Consider the following 15,435-nt stretch of genomic DNA (forward strand, 5'->3'; position numbering starts at 1 on the left):
CGCCTGCCCACCTGCCCGCCCGCAGTCAGTCCGCCGGCAGGACCAGGTGCCAGGCACCGGGACTGAGGGTCCAGGTGCGGACGGGTACCGGCGCGCTCGGCGGCTGGGTGTCCGGGCGGTAGCGGAAGCCCTCGCCACCGGGCGCCGCCACCGTGACGGTGCGCGCCCGCGCCCGTGCGGGCACCCCCGCGTGGGCCGGCTGGACGACGACCTCCGCCCACCCGGTGCCCTGGGCCGTGCGCACCGCCAACTCCGTCACCGGCCGGTCGGGACCGGTCAGCAACGTCTCGTCGGCCACCACGCGCAGCCGGTGGGGGAGAGGCACGGCGGGCGGCCCGTCCGCCGCGTGGTGGTGCCCGGTACCGGAGCGGGCGCGAGCGCCCCGGGTCAGGACCGTGCGCGCCAGGGAGTGGCACAGCCGCCGCCAGGGCGGCGGCAGGGGCGTCGGCGCCACCCCGTCAGGGAGCGTCGCGGCAGCGGCAGCGGCAGCGGCTGAGGCGGGGGCGGCGGGCGCGGCGTCCCGTTCGAGGCGCAGGCCGCCGAGGACGACGTCGCCCTCGTCGTCCACCAGCAGGTCCAGTGCCCGCGCGGTCCCGCGCAGCACCGTCCGCGCGGCCGAGACCGCGTCGAGCGGCAGCCCCAGGCTCCGGGCGAGGGCGATCGAGGGCCCGTTGCCGACCGGCACCACCGACAGCTCCGTCCGCGCCAGCGCCCGCTCCTGGTGCAGGAGCCGCACGGCGCGCAGCAGGGCGCGGTCGTTGCCGACCAGGACGGGTCTGCGCCCGCCGCGCCGGGCCAGGGCCCGCGCCACCGCTTCGGGGCCCTCGGGCAGGCTCAGCTTCATCCCCGGGCTTCCGGCCCGCAGGACGTCGCGCGCGATGCGTACGGACTCGCCGTCCGTGCTCCGGGCGACGGGGTCGACGACCACGAGCAGCGGAACAGCAGGCTCCCCGTCGGCCTGCGGGTCGCCGCGCCCGGGCACCCGCCCCTCACCGCGCCCGTCGGGCCTCCCCTCGCCGCGCCCGGCCGCCTGCGGGTCTCTCGCCGTGGGGCCTCCCCTCGCCGGGCCTCTCGCCGGGCGGCGCTCCGCCCCAGGGGCGGGCGGACGTGCCGAGGGCCGTCCGGGTGGTCTCTCAACGGGTTGCGCGGCGGGCGGCGACGGGGCGCAGGACTGCGCCGGAGGCCTCGCGGGATCTGGAGCCGACACCACGATCCTTCCTCGTGATTCCGTGAATCCGTGAATGCGTGAATCCGTGAACGTGTATCTGTGCGTCCGTGCGTGCGTGCATACGTGTGAGCGGGCGTGCGTTCTCGAACCGGTGCTTCCCGGCCCCGTCCGGCCCGGAGGCCGAAGGGGCCCAGGCCCGGTCTCGGGGCCCGGGACCCCGGGGATCCGGGGCCCGAGGCCGGGGGATCGACCCCGGTGCCCGGAAGCTGCCGACGTGTGCTGAGTTGGTACGCGTTCGTACGTCCGTCCGAGCCGGTGCACTCCCCTGTTCGTCACCCGGGAGAATTGTTCGGTAATCTCTCGGTGCAAGAGCCCCTGTCGCTGTTGCGCCAGGGGCTTCCTCTATCCGGGGTACCGACCTGCGGCTCTCGCGATGGCGATACGCGCCACGCACGTGGGACATGCCCCACCCGAAAGGGGTGTACGCCTGTGCCCGCACTTGTGCTGCTCGGTGCTCAGTGGGGTGACGAGGGCAAGGGAAAGGCCACCGACCTGCTCGGCGGCTCCGTGGACTACGTGGTGCGCTACCAGGGCGGCAACAACGCCGGCCACACGGTCGTCGTCGGCGACCAGAAGTACGCGCTGCACCTGCTCCCGTCCGGGATCCTCTCCCCCGGCTGCACCCCGGTCATCGGCAACGGCGTCGTCGTCGACCCCTCGGTCCTGCTCTCCGAGCTGAGCGGACTGAACGAGCGCGGCGTCGACACCTCCAAGCTGCTGGTCAGCGGTAACGCCCACCTGATCACGCCGTACCACGAGACGCTCGACAAGACGACCGAGCGGTTCCTGGGCAAGCGGCGCATCGGCACCACCGGGCGCGGCATCGGCCCGAGCTACGCCGACAAGATCAACCGCGTCGGCATCCGCGTCCAGGACCTGTTCGACGAGTCGATCCTGCTGCAGAAGGTCGAGGCGGCGCTCGACTTCAAGAACCAGGTGCTGGCCAAGCTCTACAACCGCCGGGCGATCTCGGCCGAGCAGGTCGTCGAGGAGCTGCTGGGCTACGCCGGCCACCTCAAGGGCTACGTCGCCGACACCACGCTGATCCTCAACGACGCGATCGACGAGGGCAAGGTCGTCCTCTTCGAGGGCGGGCAGGGAACCCTGCTGGACGTCGACCACGGCACGTACCCGTTCGTCACCTCCTCCAACCCGACGGCGGGCGGCGCCTGCACCGGTTCCGGCGTCGGCCCGACGAAGATCAACCGGGTCATCGGCATCCTCAAGGCGTACACGACCCGCGTCGGCGCGGGCCCCTTCCCCACCGAGCTGTTCGACGACGACGGCGAGGCGCTGCGCACCATCGGCGGCGAGTTCGGCGTCACCACGGGCCGCAACCGGCGCTGCGGCTGGTTCGACGCGGTCATCGCCCGCTACGCCACCCGCGTCAACGGGCTCACCGACTTCTTCCTCACCAAGCTCGACGTGCTCACCGGCTGGGAGCAGATCCCCGTCTGCGTCGCCTACGACATCGAGGGCGAGCGCACCACGGAACTGCCCTACAACCAGAGCGACTTCCACCACGCCCAGCCGGTCTACGAGTACCTGCCCGGCTGGAGCGAGGACATCACCAAGGCCAAGACCTTCGCCGACCTGCCGAAGAACGCGCAAGCGTATGTGAAGGCCCTGGAGGAGATGTCGGGCGCCCCGATCTCCGCCATCGGCGTCGGCCCGGGCCGCGACGAGACGATCCAGGTCAACTCCTTCCTCTGAGCCCCCGCCCYCCCCGGGCCCGGCCCCGCCCGTAGCCGCACGGTCAGTCCGACCGTGCGGCTACGCTGGTTCCATAGGCAGCGCGGATCCGTCGAAAGGGGCGGTGGAGAGCGGTGGAGAAGATCGAGGGGGACCTGGAGCTGATCCGGAGCCTCATGGAGAAGGCGGAGTCCCTGGAGGGCGTCGAGGTCGTGCCGGCGGACGGCTTCGTCATGATGTCCCCCGTTTCGCTGGAGCACGTGCGCACCTTCCGCCGTATGACGGCGATTCTGGACGAGCGCAGTGATGCCTCCCACGGCGATCTGGAGGCAGTGGGCGACATCGAGTTCCACCACCCCGAGTGGGACACCGGCCTCAGCCCGGACGTGGTGCTGTGGCATCCGGAGAGCGAGACGCCTCCGCGCAGCGCCGAGCTGATCGAGCTGGCTTTGGAGATCGTTTCCCGATCCAGCGTCGAGAACGACTACATCACCAAGACGGACGCTTACGCCGCAGCGGGCATCCCCGTCTACCTGGTTCTCGACCCGTACACGCGCCGGGCGACCTGCTACAGCCGCCCCGAGGAGGGGGCGTACCTCGTCCGGGAGGCGTGCCCCTACGGGGAAACGCTCACTCTGCCCCTGCCGTCCGGCCCGCTGCCGGTCGACACCTCCTCGCTGCCTTCCGCTCCTCCCGCCGCTCGCCGCACCTCCTGGCCTCGCCACCGCGTCACGCCGCTCGGCTGAGCGCGCAGAGTACGCCGCCGTGCGCCTCTTCGATGAAGCCCGCCCTCCACCGGCCCCGTCCGTAGCCGCACGGTCCGTCCGACCGTGCGGCTACGCGCCTACCAGGGCGACCGGCCTCACCCGTGTGGGTGTATCCGCCGAAGACCCCTGCCGCCCCGCCGCCCCGCCGCCGACACTGGCTTTCGCCTGGAAGGAGGGGCAGCATGACGGTTATGGCCGAGCGCACGTCTCACATGTCGGTGGAGAACTTCGAGCACCTCGCGTCCACCGCTCCCGAGACCGTCACGTTGGAGTTCATCGGCGGACGGATCGGGGAGAAGGTCGTGGCGGACGGAGATCACGAGACGATCACCATGTGGCTGCTCAGGCAGTGCATGCAGGCGCGCCCGGATCTCGACCTGCACCCCACGCAAGGGCTGAAGGTCGGTGCCTACCGCAAGGGAAGAGTGCGTCCGGACGGCTCGCTCGCGCCCATCGCCCACTTCGCCGGGCAGGGGGAATGGGCCGACCCCGACGGCGTATTGATGACCGTCGAGGTCACGTCGTACGACTCGGACACCAACCAGCGCGACCGGCAGGAGAAACCGGCGGCTTACGCCGCTGTCGGCATCCCGGTCTATCTCCTGGTCGACCGGAGCACGGGCGAGGTCGTCGTGCACACGAACCCCGATCCGCACACCGGGCGCTATCGCGACCTGCACACCGCCTCGTTCGGTGAACAGGTCGCGCTCCCCGAGCCCGTCGGCATCCGTCTGGACACCGAGGTTCTGAAGAACTACGTACGCTGAGCCGCCATGCAGGCAACCGTGGACGGCGCCGTCCTCATATCCGTCGTACTGGCGCTCGCCCTCGCGGTCCGGGACCGGCGGCCCGGGCCGCCGCGCGGCAGCGAGGCGGCGGGGCGCCGACTGCCGGGGCCGCTCGCATGGCTGGGGGTGGTGACCGGCATCGTGCTGGTCAACCAGGTGGCCGTCGTGGTGTACGTGGAGCGCGTACGAGGCGGCGATCCCGCCTTCGTGGCCCGCTATCTGCCGCCCGGCTGGTTCGACCTGCCGGACAGTGGCGGCCCGTTGGGATGGCTCGTCACCCACTGGCCCTGGCCGCACGCCCTCGCCGTGTGCGTGCTGCGCGTCCAGGCGGCCCTGGAACTGCCGCTGGTGCTGCTGGCGTTCGCCGTAGTGCTGCGCTGGCTCGATCCGCTGCTGTGCCGCCGGGTACTGCGCTCGCCCCTGCTGGTGGTCGCGGCGCTCGCCTACACCGCCGTTTTCTGCGCGGTCGAATGGGACCTGCACAACCCCTACACCCTCGACGACCTGGTGGTGCGCTGCGCCTCCGCGCTGGTGACCCCGCCCGCGCTGGCGGCCCTGGCCAGGCGGTGGGAGCCCACAGGTGCGGCACCGACGCGTCCGCTTCCGGCGGTGCGCCTGCTGCTGTTCCTCGGCGCCCTGGCCGCCTTCGGCGGACTCGTCCTGCTCGTCTACGACACGCTGCTGCTCTACAACCTGGGCCGGCTGGACGAGCGGCTGCCGCTCGCCGCCGCCTGCGCGGCGGTACTCGCCGGGTGCCGCCTGGGCCTCCGGCGGCACACAGCCCGCACCGGCCCCGGCCCGAGCGGAATCACCGCCTCCGGGCTGGGGACACGCACCGGCCCCAGGCCGGGGGCGGGCCCGCCCCCCGGGCCCGCCGTCGCCTTCCTCGGGCACGCCCTGCGCCGGTTCCTCGTCCTCTTTTTCGCTCCGGCGCTCGCCGTCCGCTACGGCGTCACCTTCGGCACCCCTGCGCTGGCCGCCGCCGCGGGGCTCGTCCTGGGCTCGGTGGCGGCCGGCCTCGCGCTGCGGGACACCCTGGCCGAGGGCGACACCGGCCCCGGCCCCCTGCTCGCGGTGCTGGGCTGCGCCGTGCTGGGCGGTGCGGCCACCGGGTACGCGGCGGTACGGGTGGCGAGCGGCGGCTACTACGAGACGGCGCTGCTGGCGGGCGCGGCGACGTTCCTCGCGGTGGCGGTCGGCGTCTGCGCGCTGGGGGACCGGCTGCGCGCCGGCTCCCGGGTGTCCCCGCGGCCGTCAGGGGCGTCGCACCAGCAGCCGGGCGACCCCGTGGGAGACCGCCAGCGCCGCGACGGCCCCGAGGGCACCGGCGGCGGCGTCGCGCGGCCTCGTCGGCCGGAGGATCCCCTGCTCACGCAGCCGTCCACGGGCCCAGGCGGTGAAGGGTATGACGACCAGGGGTGAGGTCAGCGCCCCCGGGGTGAGGCTGCGGGTGGCGGCGGCCTGCGCGAGGTGCACGAAGCCGTGCGCGCCGAAGGCGCCCAGCGCCGCCTGGTAGGTGGCGCTCCGTCCGCCCGTACGGTGTCCCGCCACCGCCGCGGCGCCCACGGCGGCGGCCATCACGCCGACGGCCACCGCGAACCGCCGGCCGTCCGTCGCCTCCAGCCGCGTCCACACCGCCTCCGGCACCCGGGGCGCCGACTCCCGCAGTTCGGGAACGCGCGTGCGGATCCAGCGCGGCATCATGGCCGTCTCCTCCGCGTCGTGCAGCGCCCACGCCGCGAACAGCCCCAGGGTGACGCCCGCCCCGACCGTCCCGGTCCGCTCCTCGTCCATGCCGGGAGGGACGCCGGGAGGATCCGCAAGGTTCACATGGCCCCCCGCCGAAGCCTACGGCCCGGCTCCTCGGGAAGCGCCCGTGCGGCGTACACCGTCGGCACGTGCGGATTAATGATGATCGTTCCGCTGCGGCGGGTGGAAGAGGTCTGGCGCACAGCGCACACCCCGCGCGAGACCGCGCGTCCCGAGAGCAAGGAGCACTCATGCGCATCCGCACCGCGACCGCCGCCGCCGTCCTGGCGACCGCCGCCGTCCTCGGCTCGGCGGGCACCGCCTTCGCCGGCGATGGCCACTGGGCCTCGGCCGCCTACGACTTCAGCGACCACGTCCTGAACAAGCAGGAGAGCAACAGCGACAACGACACCACCGACATCAAGCAGTTCAAGTACACGAACATCTCGGACAACGTGGTCAAGAACTTCGACACCGGCGCCCACATCGGCGAGCTCGAGCTCGACTGACACCGAGCGCCCGCGCGGCCCACGGCCGACCGCCGCGCCCGCCTTCGGCCCCGCCACCGGCGGGGCCGAAGGCGCGTGGCGACCGGGGCGGCGGGGCCTTCTGCCGGAGCACCGCCCACCGGAGCCCCCAGGGTCTTTCGTTTGGAACGAAAACCCCTAGCGCAGCGATCGCACCACCACGTCGAACGCCGGTGTGCGTGGCGTGACCGGCGCATAGTGGCCGACGCCGGGCAACAGGTGCAGCCGCCCGCCCCAGTTGTTCGCGTACCGCCGCGACAGCTCGATCGGCACCTCCTCGTCGGCGGTGCCGTGCAGGATCTCCACCGGGATGCGCGGCAGCAGCCGCATCGGATCGGCGTCGTCCAGCGCGCTCTCGGTCGCGCTCTCGGTCGCTTCCTCGCCGCCGAGGAAGGACGCCACCGCGCCGTCGTCGAGACGCAGCTCGTGGGCGCGGGCGAGGTCGGCCAGCGGGGCGACCACGACGACACGGCCCGCGGCCCGCTGCCGCCTGGCCGCGGCCCACAAGGCCAGATGGCCGCCGGCGGAGTGCCCGAACAGGACGCTGGGCGGGGCGCCGAGGTGATCGAGCGCCGCGTCGACGTCCTCGACGGTGGCGGGCCAGCCGCCACCGCCACCGACCCTGCGGTACTCCACCAGGGCCACCGACATCCCCTGCCCCGCCAGCGCGGCGGCGAACGGCGACAGGTGGCCGCGGTCCCACTCCTCGCGCCAGAACCCGCCGTGCAGCAGGACGACACGGGGCCCCGAGGCGCCCTGCCCGTAGAGGTCGATGACCTGCGAGGGGTGCTCCCCGTAGCGCACCTGGTGCTCAGGCGGCGCCGGCGCAAGGGCCAGCAGGGCCTTGTGCTCGTCCTGGCTCATCGTGTCCCCCCGATCACGTCGCCCAGGACGCGCGCGGCACGCTCGACGTCCTGGAACGCAGTGTAGAGCGGGGTGAACCCGAAGCGCAGGACACCGGGGCGCCGGAAATCGCCGACGACGCCGCGGCCGATCAGCTCGGCCATCACCTCCTCGGCCCGCTCCTGCGGATCGCACAGCAGCGCGACCTGGCTGCCGCGCCGCGCGTGCTCGGCGGGCGTCAGCGACCGCACCGCGACCTCGGCGCCCGCGCCCGTGTACGCCGCCACGCAGCGCAGGAAGAAGTCCGTGAGCGCCAGCGACTTGGCGCGCACGTCCTCGATCCGCACCCCGTCCCAGACCGTCAGGGCCTCCTCCAGCGCGGCCATCGACAGGATGTCCGGCGTGCCGACACGGCCGCGCGCCGCGCCCGCCGCCGGCGCGTACGCGGGTTCCATGGCGAACGGGTCGGCGTGCGAGGCCCAGCCGGGCAGCGGCGAATCGAACCGCTCCTGGAGGCCGGAGCGCACGTACAAGAACGCGGGGGACCCTGGCCCGCCGTTGAGGAACTTGTAGGTGCACCCCACCGCGAGGTCCACCCCGTGCGCGTCCAGCCCGACCGGCAGCGCGCCCGCGCTGTGGCACAGGTCCCAGACGCCGACCGCGCCCGCCTCCCGGACGGCCGCCGTCAGCGCGGGCAGGTCGTTCAGCGCACCGGTGCGGTAGTCGACATGGTTGAGCAGGACGGCGGCGGTCCGCGGCCCCACCGCCTCGGGCACCCGGCCGGCGGCGACGGCGCGCACCGTGCAGCCGGTCAGGCGCGCCGCGGACTCGGCGATGTAGCCGTCCGTCGGGAAGGTCGCCTCGTCGACGAGGAGTTCGTCCCGGCCCGGCTGGCGCCCAGCATCCCGCTCCCGCGCGATCCGCACGGCACCGACCACGGCCTTGAGCACGTTCACGCTCGTCGAGTCGCCGACGACGACCTGGCCGGGTCCTGCACCGACCAGCGGGGCGATCAGCTCCCCCACCCGCTGCGGCATCTCCCACCAGCCCGACTCCGTCCACGACCGGATGCCCAGCTGGCCCCACTCCCGGGAGACCACCTCGACCAGCCGCTCCGGCACCCGGGCGGGGAGGGCGCCGAGCGAGTTCCCGTCGAGGTAGACGGTGCCGTCGTCGAGCACGAACAGCTCACGCAGCGGCGCGAGGGGGTCGGCGGCGTCGAGGGAGGCGGCCACGTCGGCCAGCGCCTCGCCGGCGGCGGGGTCAGACATGGCTGCGCGCCGTCCACAGCTCGGGGAAGACCTGTTTGGCGGCCCGCTTCTCCAGCCAGGCCACCCCGGCTGATCCGCCCGTACCCGTCTTGGCTCCCATGGCCCGCCGCGTCGCGACGAGGTGGTCGTTGCGCCATCGCCACACCAGTTCGGCGACCTCCGTCAGGGCCTCACCGAGCTGGTGCGCCGCCGATCCGGCACCCTCCCGGTAGACGCGCACCCACACGGCCTCGACGCCCGGATCGGCCTCGTACCGGCGCGTGAGGTCCCGCTGGAGCACCGCTTCGGGAATGTCCTCGCCGCGCCGGGCGAGGAACCGCAGCGCCTCGTCGTAGAGGCTCGGCTCGTGCAGGGCCTTCTCCAGTTCGGCGTGCACGCGCGGCGACCCGCGGTGCGGCACCAGCATGGAAGCGGACTTCTCCCCCAGCAGGAACTCCACCCGCCGGTACATCGCCGACTGGAACCCGGACCCGTCCCCCAGCGCGGAGCGGTAGGAGTTGAACTGGGCGGGGGTCAGATGGGCCAGCGGTTCCCAGGAGGCGTTGAGCGAGGCCATCTCGTACGTCGAGCGCCGCAGGGCGGCCGAGGCGGCCTCCAGGTCGTCCTCCCGCAGCCGGCGTGCCGCCGTCTGCCACTCGTGCACCAGGACGGTGAACCACAGCTCCATCACCTGCGTCGTGACCAGGAACGCCATCTCGCCCGGGTCGTCGGAGAGCGGGTGCTGGAGGTGGGTGAGGACGTCCGCCTGTACGTAGTCCTCGTACGGCGTGGTGCCACCGAACTCGAGGACCGGGGCATCGGGGTCGTGTGACATCGCTGTCTCCACTCACTGTGCTTCCGGGTAGCGGTCCGCCCCTTCCGGATAGACGTCGGAGCCCCGGTCCCCTCAGGCCTCACGCGGCCCACCATGCATCATGCGCACGATGCGGCGGCGGCGGCAAGGTCACCGCCGCCGTCCGCACACGGACGCGGCTCGGGCGCGCCCGCCAGGGCCACGCCTCACCAGCGGCTCAGCCCAGGGTGGCGGCTGCCGTGGGGGAGCTCTCCTTCAAAAAGGAGCTGCACCGCTCGTACTCCTCCTGCTCACCGATCGTCTGCGCGGCCCGGGCGAGGGCGTGCAGCGCCCGCAGGAAACCCCGGTTCGGCTCGTGCTCGAACGGCACGGGCCCGTGCCCCTTCCAGCCGTTGCGGCGCAGCGCGTCCAGACCCCGGTGGTAGCCGGTGCGGGCGTACGCGTACGACTCGACGACGTTGCCCGCCTCGAACGCGTCGTCGGCGAGCTGCGCCCACGCCAGCGACGACGTCGGGTGCTGCGCGGCGACCTCGGCGGGCGCCGTCCCTGCGGCGAGCAGCTCGCGGGGCTCGGGATCGTCGGGCAGATGGGTCGGGGGCGGACCCCCGAGCAGGTTCTCGTGAATGGCCATGAGCCCCAGTGTCCCCCACCCGGAACCCGTCCCTGCGGGCCCCCGCCCGCCCTCAGCACACCCGGCGCAGCGCCGCGACCAACGCGTCGATGCCCGCCTCGGCCTTCGAGCGGGGGCAGCCGACGTTCAGCCGGACGAAACCGGGCGCCCCGTACGCCGTCCCCGGCATGACGGCGACCTTCTCGGTCTCGATCAGCTCCCGTTGCAGCGCCTCGTCGTCGAAGGGCGCCGTGCTCAGGCCGCGCAGGTCGATCCAGGCCAGGTAGCCGGCCTCGGGCGGCTCCCAGCCGAGGGCGGGGAAGGCGTCCGCGAGCCGCTCGGCGACCATGCGCAGGTTGCCGTGCACGTAGTCCCGCAGCTGTGCCAGCCACCGCTCGCCCTCACGGTAGGCGGCGATGTGCCCCACCAGGGAGAGCACGGCAGGTGAGGAGAGCCCGTCCGCCTCCTTGAGCGCCCGCAGATAGGCCTCACGCGACGCCTCGTCCCGCACGATGCCGTAGCTCCCGGTGAGTGCCGGGATGTTGAACGACTTCGAGGCGGAGTTGAGCACCGCCCAGCGCCCCGTGCCGTGGCGGGCCCAGGGCCTGTGGCGGTGCGGCGGGTGGGCGAGGTCCGCGTGGATCTCGTCGCTGATCACCGCCACGTCGTAGCGGGCGCACAGCTGCGCCATGTGCGCCAGCTCCCCTTCCGTCCACACCCGGCCCGTGGGGTTGTGCGGGGAGCACAGCAGCAGCACCCGGGTGTCGGGCAGCGCCAGCAGCCGCTCCAGTTCCGCCGCGTCCCCGACGGGGCAGCCGCGCAACCGCCGCTCGTGTGCGGCCAGCACCTTGGGGAAGGCGTCGTAGCAGGGGGTGTGCACGACGACGCCGTCCCCGGGCCCGGACCACAGCCGCAGCAGCTGCGAGACCTGGTAGATCACCGACGGCCCGTAGACCACCCACTCGGGGTCGACGTCGGTCTCGTACCGCCGCGCGTACCAGTCGGTGACGGCGGACAGGAAGTCCGACTGGCGCCAGCGCGAGTAGCCCAGCACCCCGTGGTCGAGCCGGCCGCGCAGCGCCTCCAGCACCTCGGGGGCCGTCTCGAAGTCCATGTCGGAGATGGTGAACGGCAGCAGCCCCGGCACCCCGAAGCGGTCCTGCACGTAGTCCCACTGGGTGCACCAGGTGCCGTGCCGCTCGACCACCCGGTCGAAGTCGTAGGCCCCGCTCACGCGCTCCTCCCGCCGGGAAGCAGCCCCTCGATGGCGTCCTTGACGGACTGCACCTGCGGACCGATGACGACCTGCACGGTGTGCGGATCGAGGGTGACGACGCCGACGGCACCGAGCTTCTTCAGCCGCGCCTCGTCGAGCCGTGCGGCGTCCTCGACGGTCATCCGCAGCCGGGTGATGCAGTTGTCGAGGGTGCGTATGTTGTCCGGGCCGCCGATCGCGTCCAGCAGCGCCGCGGGATCGTACCGGCCCGCGACCAGCTTCGGCGCCGCCGCCTCCGCCTCCTCAGCCCCCTCCGGGACAACCGCGCCCTCGTCCTCTCCCTCGTCCTCCTCAGGGGCCTCCCGCCCCGGCGTCTTGAGGTCGAACCGCCGGATCGCCCAGCGGAAGAGGAAGTAGTACGCCGCGAACCACACCGCCGCGATCACCGGCACCAGGTACCACCGGGTGGTCGTGCCCTGGAGCACCCCGAAGACGAACCAGTCGATGACGTTGCCGTCGGTGTTGCCGATGAAGACGCCCAGCACGGCCGCCGTCAGGAAGCCCAGCCCCACCAGCACGGCGTGCAGGAGGTACAGCCACGGCGCGATGAACAGGAACAGGAACTCCAGCGGCTCGGTGATCCCGCCGACCACGCAGGCCACCACGCCCGAGATCAGCAGCGCCTTGATCTCGGGGCGCATGGCGCGCCGCGCGCAGTGGTACATGGCGAGCGCCGCGCCGGGCAGTCCGCCCAGGTAGGCGGCCATCTTGCCCTGCGAGAGGAAGTGGGTCGCCGAGGTGACGTCCCCGCTCGCGGCGGCGTCGCAGTTCAGTTGCGCGTAGAAGAGGTTGAGCGCGCCGCTGACGTGCTCGCCGCAGACGGTGCCCGCGCCGCCCACGTCGGTGAAGCGGAACATCGCCACCAGGATGTGGTGCAGCCCCACCGGACGCAGCAGCACCTCGCCCGCGCCGAAGAAGAACGGCCCGAACACCCCGGTGTGCCCGATGGCCTCGCCCAGATCCCTGATCCACCCGTTGAACGTCGGCCACACCAGCGGGACGAGCAGCCCGGCCACGCTGAGCACCAGCGTCGAGACGATCGGCACGAAGCGCAGCCCGCCGAAGAACGCCAGCGCGTCCGGCATCCGCTGGGTCCGGAAGCGGCGGTGCAGCACCGAGACGACGACGCCGACCACGACGGCCCCCAGCAGCCCGGTGTCGATGGACTGGATGCCCAGGACGTCGGCGATGCCGTAGTGCGCGATCGCCCCCTCGTCCTCCAGGTCGACGCCCTTGCCGGTGAGGAAGAAGTTGACCGCCAGGTTCATCGCCACGTATCCGACGAACCCGGAGAACGCGGCGACCCCCTTGTCCTCGCGGGCCAGGCCGAGCGGAATGGCCATGGCGAACAGCACGGGCAGGAAGGTGAAGGCCGTCTGCCCCGTGTTGGCCATCCAGGTGAAGACCAGATGGAAGCCCTCGCCCCTGAGGAACGTGAGGTTGTCGGTGACGGCGTCGCTGGAGAGCGACGAGCCGATGCCGAGGATGATGCCGCAGAACGCCAGCAGGGCGACCGGCAGCATGAACGTCTTGCCGAGCCCCTGGAGGAACTCCCAGGCGGCGGCCTTGCTCTTCCGCAATGATGTGCTGTTCACCGGCCCAGTCTGCGGGGCGGCACAGGGCCGAACACAATGGTCAGCGGGTTACGGATGCATAGCGAAAAGCCCGGGCCCGCCCCCGCGCAGGGGACGGGCCCGGGCCGAAGACCTCCCGCGGCACCACGGCGCGCGGTCGCTCAGGTCAGGTCACTTCAGGCGGGTGCCGGTGGAGCGCAGGTTGGCGCAGGCGAGCTGGACGCGCTCGGCCATGCCCTTCTCGGCGGCCTTGCCCCAGCTGCGCGGGTCGTACACCTTCTTGTTGCCGACCTCGCCGTCCACCTTCAGCACACCGTCGTAGTTGGCGAACATGTGCGCGGCGACAGGGCGGGTGAAGGCGTACTGGGTGTCGGTGTCGAGGTTCATCTTCACCACGCCGTTCTGCAGCGCGGTGGCGATCTCCTCCTCCGTGGAGCCGGAGCCACCGTGGAAGACGAAGTCGAACGGACGGCTGCCCGCCGGCTTCTGGTACTTCTCGGCGACCCCCGACTGGAGGTCCTTGAGCAGCTCGGGGCGGAGCACCACGTTGCCCGGCTTGTAGACGCCGTGCACGTTGCCGAACGAGGCGGCCAGCAGGTAGCGGCCCTTCTCGCCCAGGCCCAGCGCCTCGGCCGTGCGCACCGCGTCCTCGACCGTGGTGTACAGCTCGTCGTTGATCTCGTGGGTGACGCCGTCCTCCTCGCCACCGGTCGGCGTGATCTCGACCTCGAGGATGATCTTCGCGGCGGCGGCCTCGGCCAGCAGCTCCTGGCCGATCTCCAGGTTGTCCTTGAGCGTCTCGGCCGAACCGTCCCACATGTGCGACTGGAACAGCGGGTTCTCGCCGCGCTGGACGCGCTCCTTGGAGACCGCGATCAGCGGACGGACGTAGCCGTCCAGCTTGTCCTTGGGGCAGTGGTCGGTGTGCAGGGCGACGTTGACCGGGTACTTCTTCGCGACGATGTGGGCGAACTCGGCGAGCGCGACCGCACCGCTGACCATGTCCTTGCTGTACTGGCCGCCCAGGAACTCGGCACCGCCCGTCGAGATCTGCACGATGCCGTCGCTCTCCGCCTCGGCGAAGCCGCGCAGCGCGGCGTGCAGCGTCTGCGTCGAGGTGACGTTGATGGCGGGGTAGGCGAACTTGCCTTCCTTCGCCCGATCGAGCATCTCGTTGTAGACGTCGGGGGTTGCGATGGGCATCAGACCGCTCCTCGGGGTGTGCGTGGTATCCGGCTGCGGATCAACGGAACGTCAACGGCGACTTCATCGTCGGGCCCATCCTCCCAGACGGGCCCGCGTGCTCCGGACGCGGGTGTTCACGAGTTCACTAAGGGCCCCCAAAGGAGTGACACACTCGCCGGCGACACCCCTTTGTTCCACGTGAAACATCAGCCCACGGGGGACGTCAGCCGAGCTCCAGGTCCTGCAAATCAAACGCATATACGTACGGGATCCCCGCACGCTCCATGGCCGGGGCAGCGCCCCGCTCCACGATGGTCGCCACCGCGACCACCTCCGCACCCGCCTGGCGCGCCGCCTCCACCGCGGTCAGCGGCGAGTTCCCCGTCGTCGACGTGTCCTCGACGATCAGCACCCGCCGGCCCGCCACGTCCGGGCCCTCGATCCGGCGCTGAAGCCCGTGCTGCTTGCCCGCCTTGCGGACGACGAACGCGTCCAGCCGCCGGCCGCGCGCCGCCGCCGCGTGCATCATCGCCGACGCGACCGGGTCGGCGCCCAGCGTCAGACCCCCCACGGCGTCGTAGTCCAGCTCCGCCGTCGCGTCCAGCATCACCTGGCCGGCCAGCGGCGCGGACTCGCCGTCCAGGGTGATGCGGCGCAGGTCGACGTAGAAGTCGGCCTCCGCACCCGAGGAGAGCGTCACCCTGCCGTGCACCACGGCCTTGTCCTTGATCTGCCGCAGCAGCACGTCCCGCACGTCGTTCATGAGACCTCAGCCTATGTTCCCCAGAAACGACCACCACGACAGCCCCGCCGACACCCCCAGCGCCGAGCCGCCTCTCACACAAGAGGGAGCTGTTTCCTCCCTACGGGGGCTCCTAGGGGGGCGGAGCCCCCGTAGGGAGGGGGGGGGGGGGGGGGGGGGGGGGGGGGGGGGGGGGGGGGGGGGGGGGGGGGGGGGGGGGGGGGGGGGGGGGGGGGGGGGGGGGGGGGCGCACGTCGTTCATGAGACCTCAGCCTATGTTCCCCAGAAACGACCACCACGACAGCCCGGGGGGGGGGGGGGGGGGGGGGGGGGGGGGGGGGGGGGGGGCCTCTCACACAAGAGGGAGCTGTTTCCTCCCTACGGGGGCTC

14 protein-coding genes are annotated in these 15,435 nt (G+C 72.6%); 4 read left to right on the forward strand and 10 right to left on the reverse strand.

All coding sequences use genetic code 11. The features are described 5' to 3' along the window. Window positions 1-25 precede the first annotated feature (25 nt). On the reverse strand, window positions 26-982 hold the full coding sequence (locus AB8Z75_RS19665) for a hypothetical protein (RefSeq protein WP_369203762.1): 957 nt from the start codon (window positions 980-982) through the stop codon (window positions 26-28). A gap of 675 nt (window positions 983-1,657) precedes the next feature. Here AB8Z75_RS19665 and AB8Z75_RS19670 point away from each other — a divergent pair. From AB8Z75_RS19670 to AB8Z75_RS19680, 3 genes are all read left to right on the forward strand, one after another. Beyond that, complete coding sequence (locus tag AB8Z75_RS19670; RefSeq protein WP_369203763.1) at window positions 1,658-2,941, forward strand: adenylosuccinate synthase; 1,284 nt, start codon at window positions 1,658-1,660, stop codon at window positions 2,939-2,941. Window positions 2,942-3,054: 113 nt separating this feature from the next. Next, window positions 3,055-3,666: a Uma2 family endonuclease gene (locus AB8Z75_RS19675; protein WP_369203764.1), complete on the forward strand. Its 612-nt coding sequence runs from the start codon at window positions 3,055-3,057 to the stop codon at window positions 3,664-3,666. 203 nt (window positions 3,667-3,869) lie between these two features. Further along, the gene (locus AB8Z75_RS19680; RefSeq protein ID WP_369203766.1) at window positions 3,870-4,454 is read left to right on the forward strand and encodes a Uma2 family endonuclease; all 585 of its coding nucleotides are present in this window, start codon (window positions 3,870-3,872) and stop codon (window positions 4,452-4,454) included. Window positions 4,455-5,729: 1,275 nt separating this feature from the next. Here AB8Z75_RS19680 and AB8Z75_RS19685 read toward each other — a convergent pair. Further along, window positions 5,730-6,269, reverse strand: a complete 540-nt coding sequence (locus AB8Z75_RS19685) for an HXXEE domain-containing protein (protein ID WP_369203768.1) — start codon at window positions 6,267-6,269, stop codon at window positions 5,730-5,732. Between the two features lie 206 nt (window positions 6,270-6,475). On the opposite strand from AB8Z75_RS19685, the gene AB8Z75_RS19690 reads away from it, so the two are divergent. Next, window positions 6,476-6,733, forward strand: coding sequence for a hypothetical protein (locus AB8Z75_RS19690; RefSeq protein ID WP_369203770.1), 258 nt, complete (start codon window positions 6,476-6,478; stop codon window positions 6,731-6,733). Window positions 6,734-6,889: 156 nt separating this feature from the next. Here AB8Z75_RS19690 and AB8Z75_RS19695 read toward each other — a convergent pair whose 3' ends face one another. From AB8Z75_RS19695 to AB8Z75_RS19730, 8 genes are all read right to left on the reverse strand, one after another. Beyond that, entirely contained in the window at window positions 6,890-7,615 is a 726-nt protein-coding gene (locus AB8Z75_RS19695) for an alpha/beta fold hydrolase (protein ID WP_369203772.1), read from the reverse strand. Then, window positions 7,612-8,865, reverse strand: coding sequence for a kynureninase (kynU, locus tag AB8Z75_RS19700; protein ID WP_369203774.1), 1,254 nt, complete (start codon window positions 8,863-8,865; stop codon window positions 7,612-7,614). The genes AB8Z75_RS19695 and kynU overlap by 4 nt, the downstream gene beginning before the upstream one ends. After that, entirely contained in the window at window positions 8,858-9,679 is an 822-nt protein-coding gene (locus AB8Z75_RS19705) for a tryptophan 2,3-dioxygenase family protein (RefSeq protein WP_369203776.1), read from the reverse strand. Before AB8Z75_RS19705 ends, kynU begins: the two co-directional genes overlap by 8 nt. Before the next feature lie 196 nt (window positions 9,680-9,875). After that, entirely contained in the window at window positions 9,876-10,289 is a 414-nt protein-coding gene (locus AB8Z75_RS19710; protein ID WP_369203778.1) for a DUF3151 domain-containing protein, read from the reverse strand. Between the two features lie 52 nt (window positions 10,290-10,341). Beyond that, window positions 10,342-11,502, reverse strand: coding sequence for a MalY/PatB family protein (locus tag AB8Z75_RS19715; protein WP_369203780.1), 1,161 nt, complete (start codon window positions 11,500-11,502; stop codon window positions 10,342-10,344). Next, a complete protein-coding gene (gene malX, locus AB8Z75_RS19720) occupies window positions 11,499-13,139 on the reverse strand; it encodes a maltose/glucose-specific PTS transporter subunit IIBC (protein ID WP_369203782.1) in 1,641 nt (546 codons plus the stop codon). Before malX ends, AB8Z75_RS19715 begins: the two co-directional genes overlap by 4 nt. A 150-nt stretch (window positions 13,140-13,289) precedes the next feature. Further along, window positions 13,290-14,321, reverse strand: a complete 1,032-nt coding sequence (gene fbaA / locus AB8Z75_RS19725) for a class II fructose-bisphosphate aldolase (RefSeq protein ID WP_369203784.1) — start codon at window positions 14,319-14,321, stop codon at window positions 13,290-13,292. Window positions 14,322-14,526: 205 nt separating this feature from the next. Beyond that, window positions 14,527-15,066, reverse strand: coding sequence for an orotate phosphoribosyltransferase (locus AB8Z75_RS19730; protein WP_369203786.1), 540 nt, complete (start codon window positions 15,064-15,066; stop codon window positions 14,527-14,529). Window positions 15,067-15,435: the final 369 nt, after the last annotated feature.

The organism is Streptomyces sp. PU-14G (assembly GCF_041028275.1).
Lineage (GTDB): Bacteria > Actinomycetota > Actinomycetes > Streptomycetales > Streptomycetaceae > Streptomyces.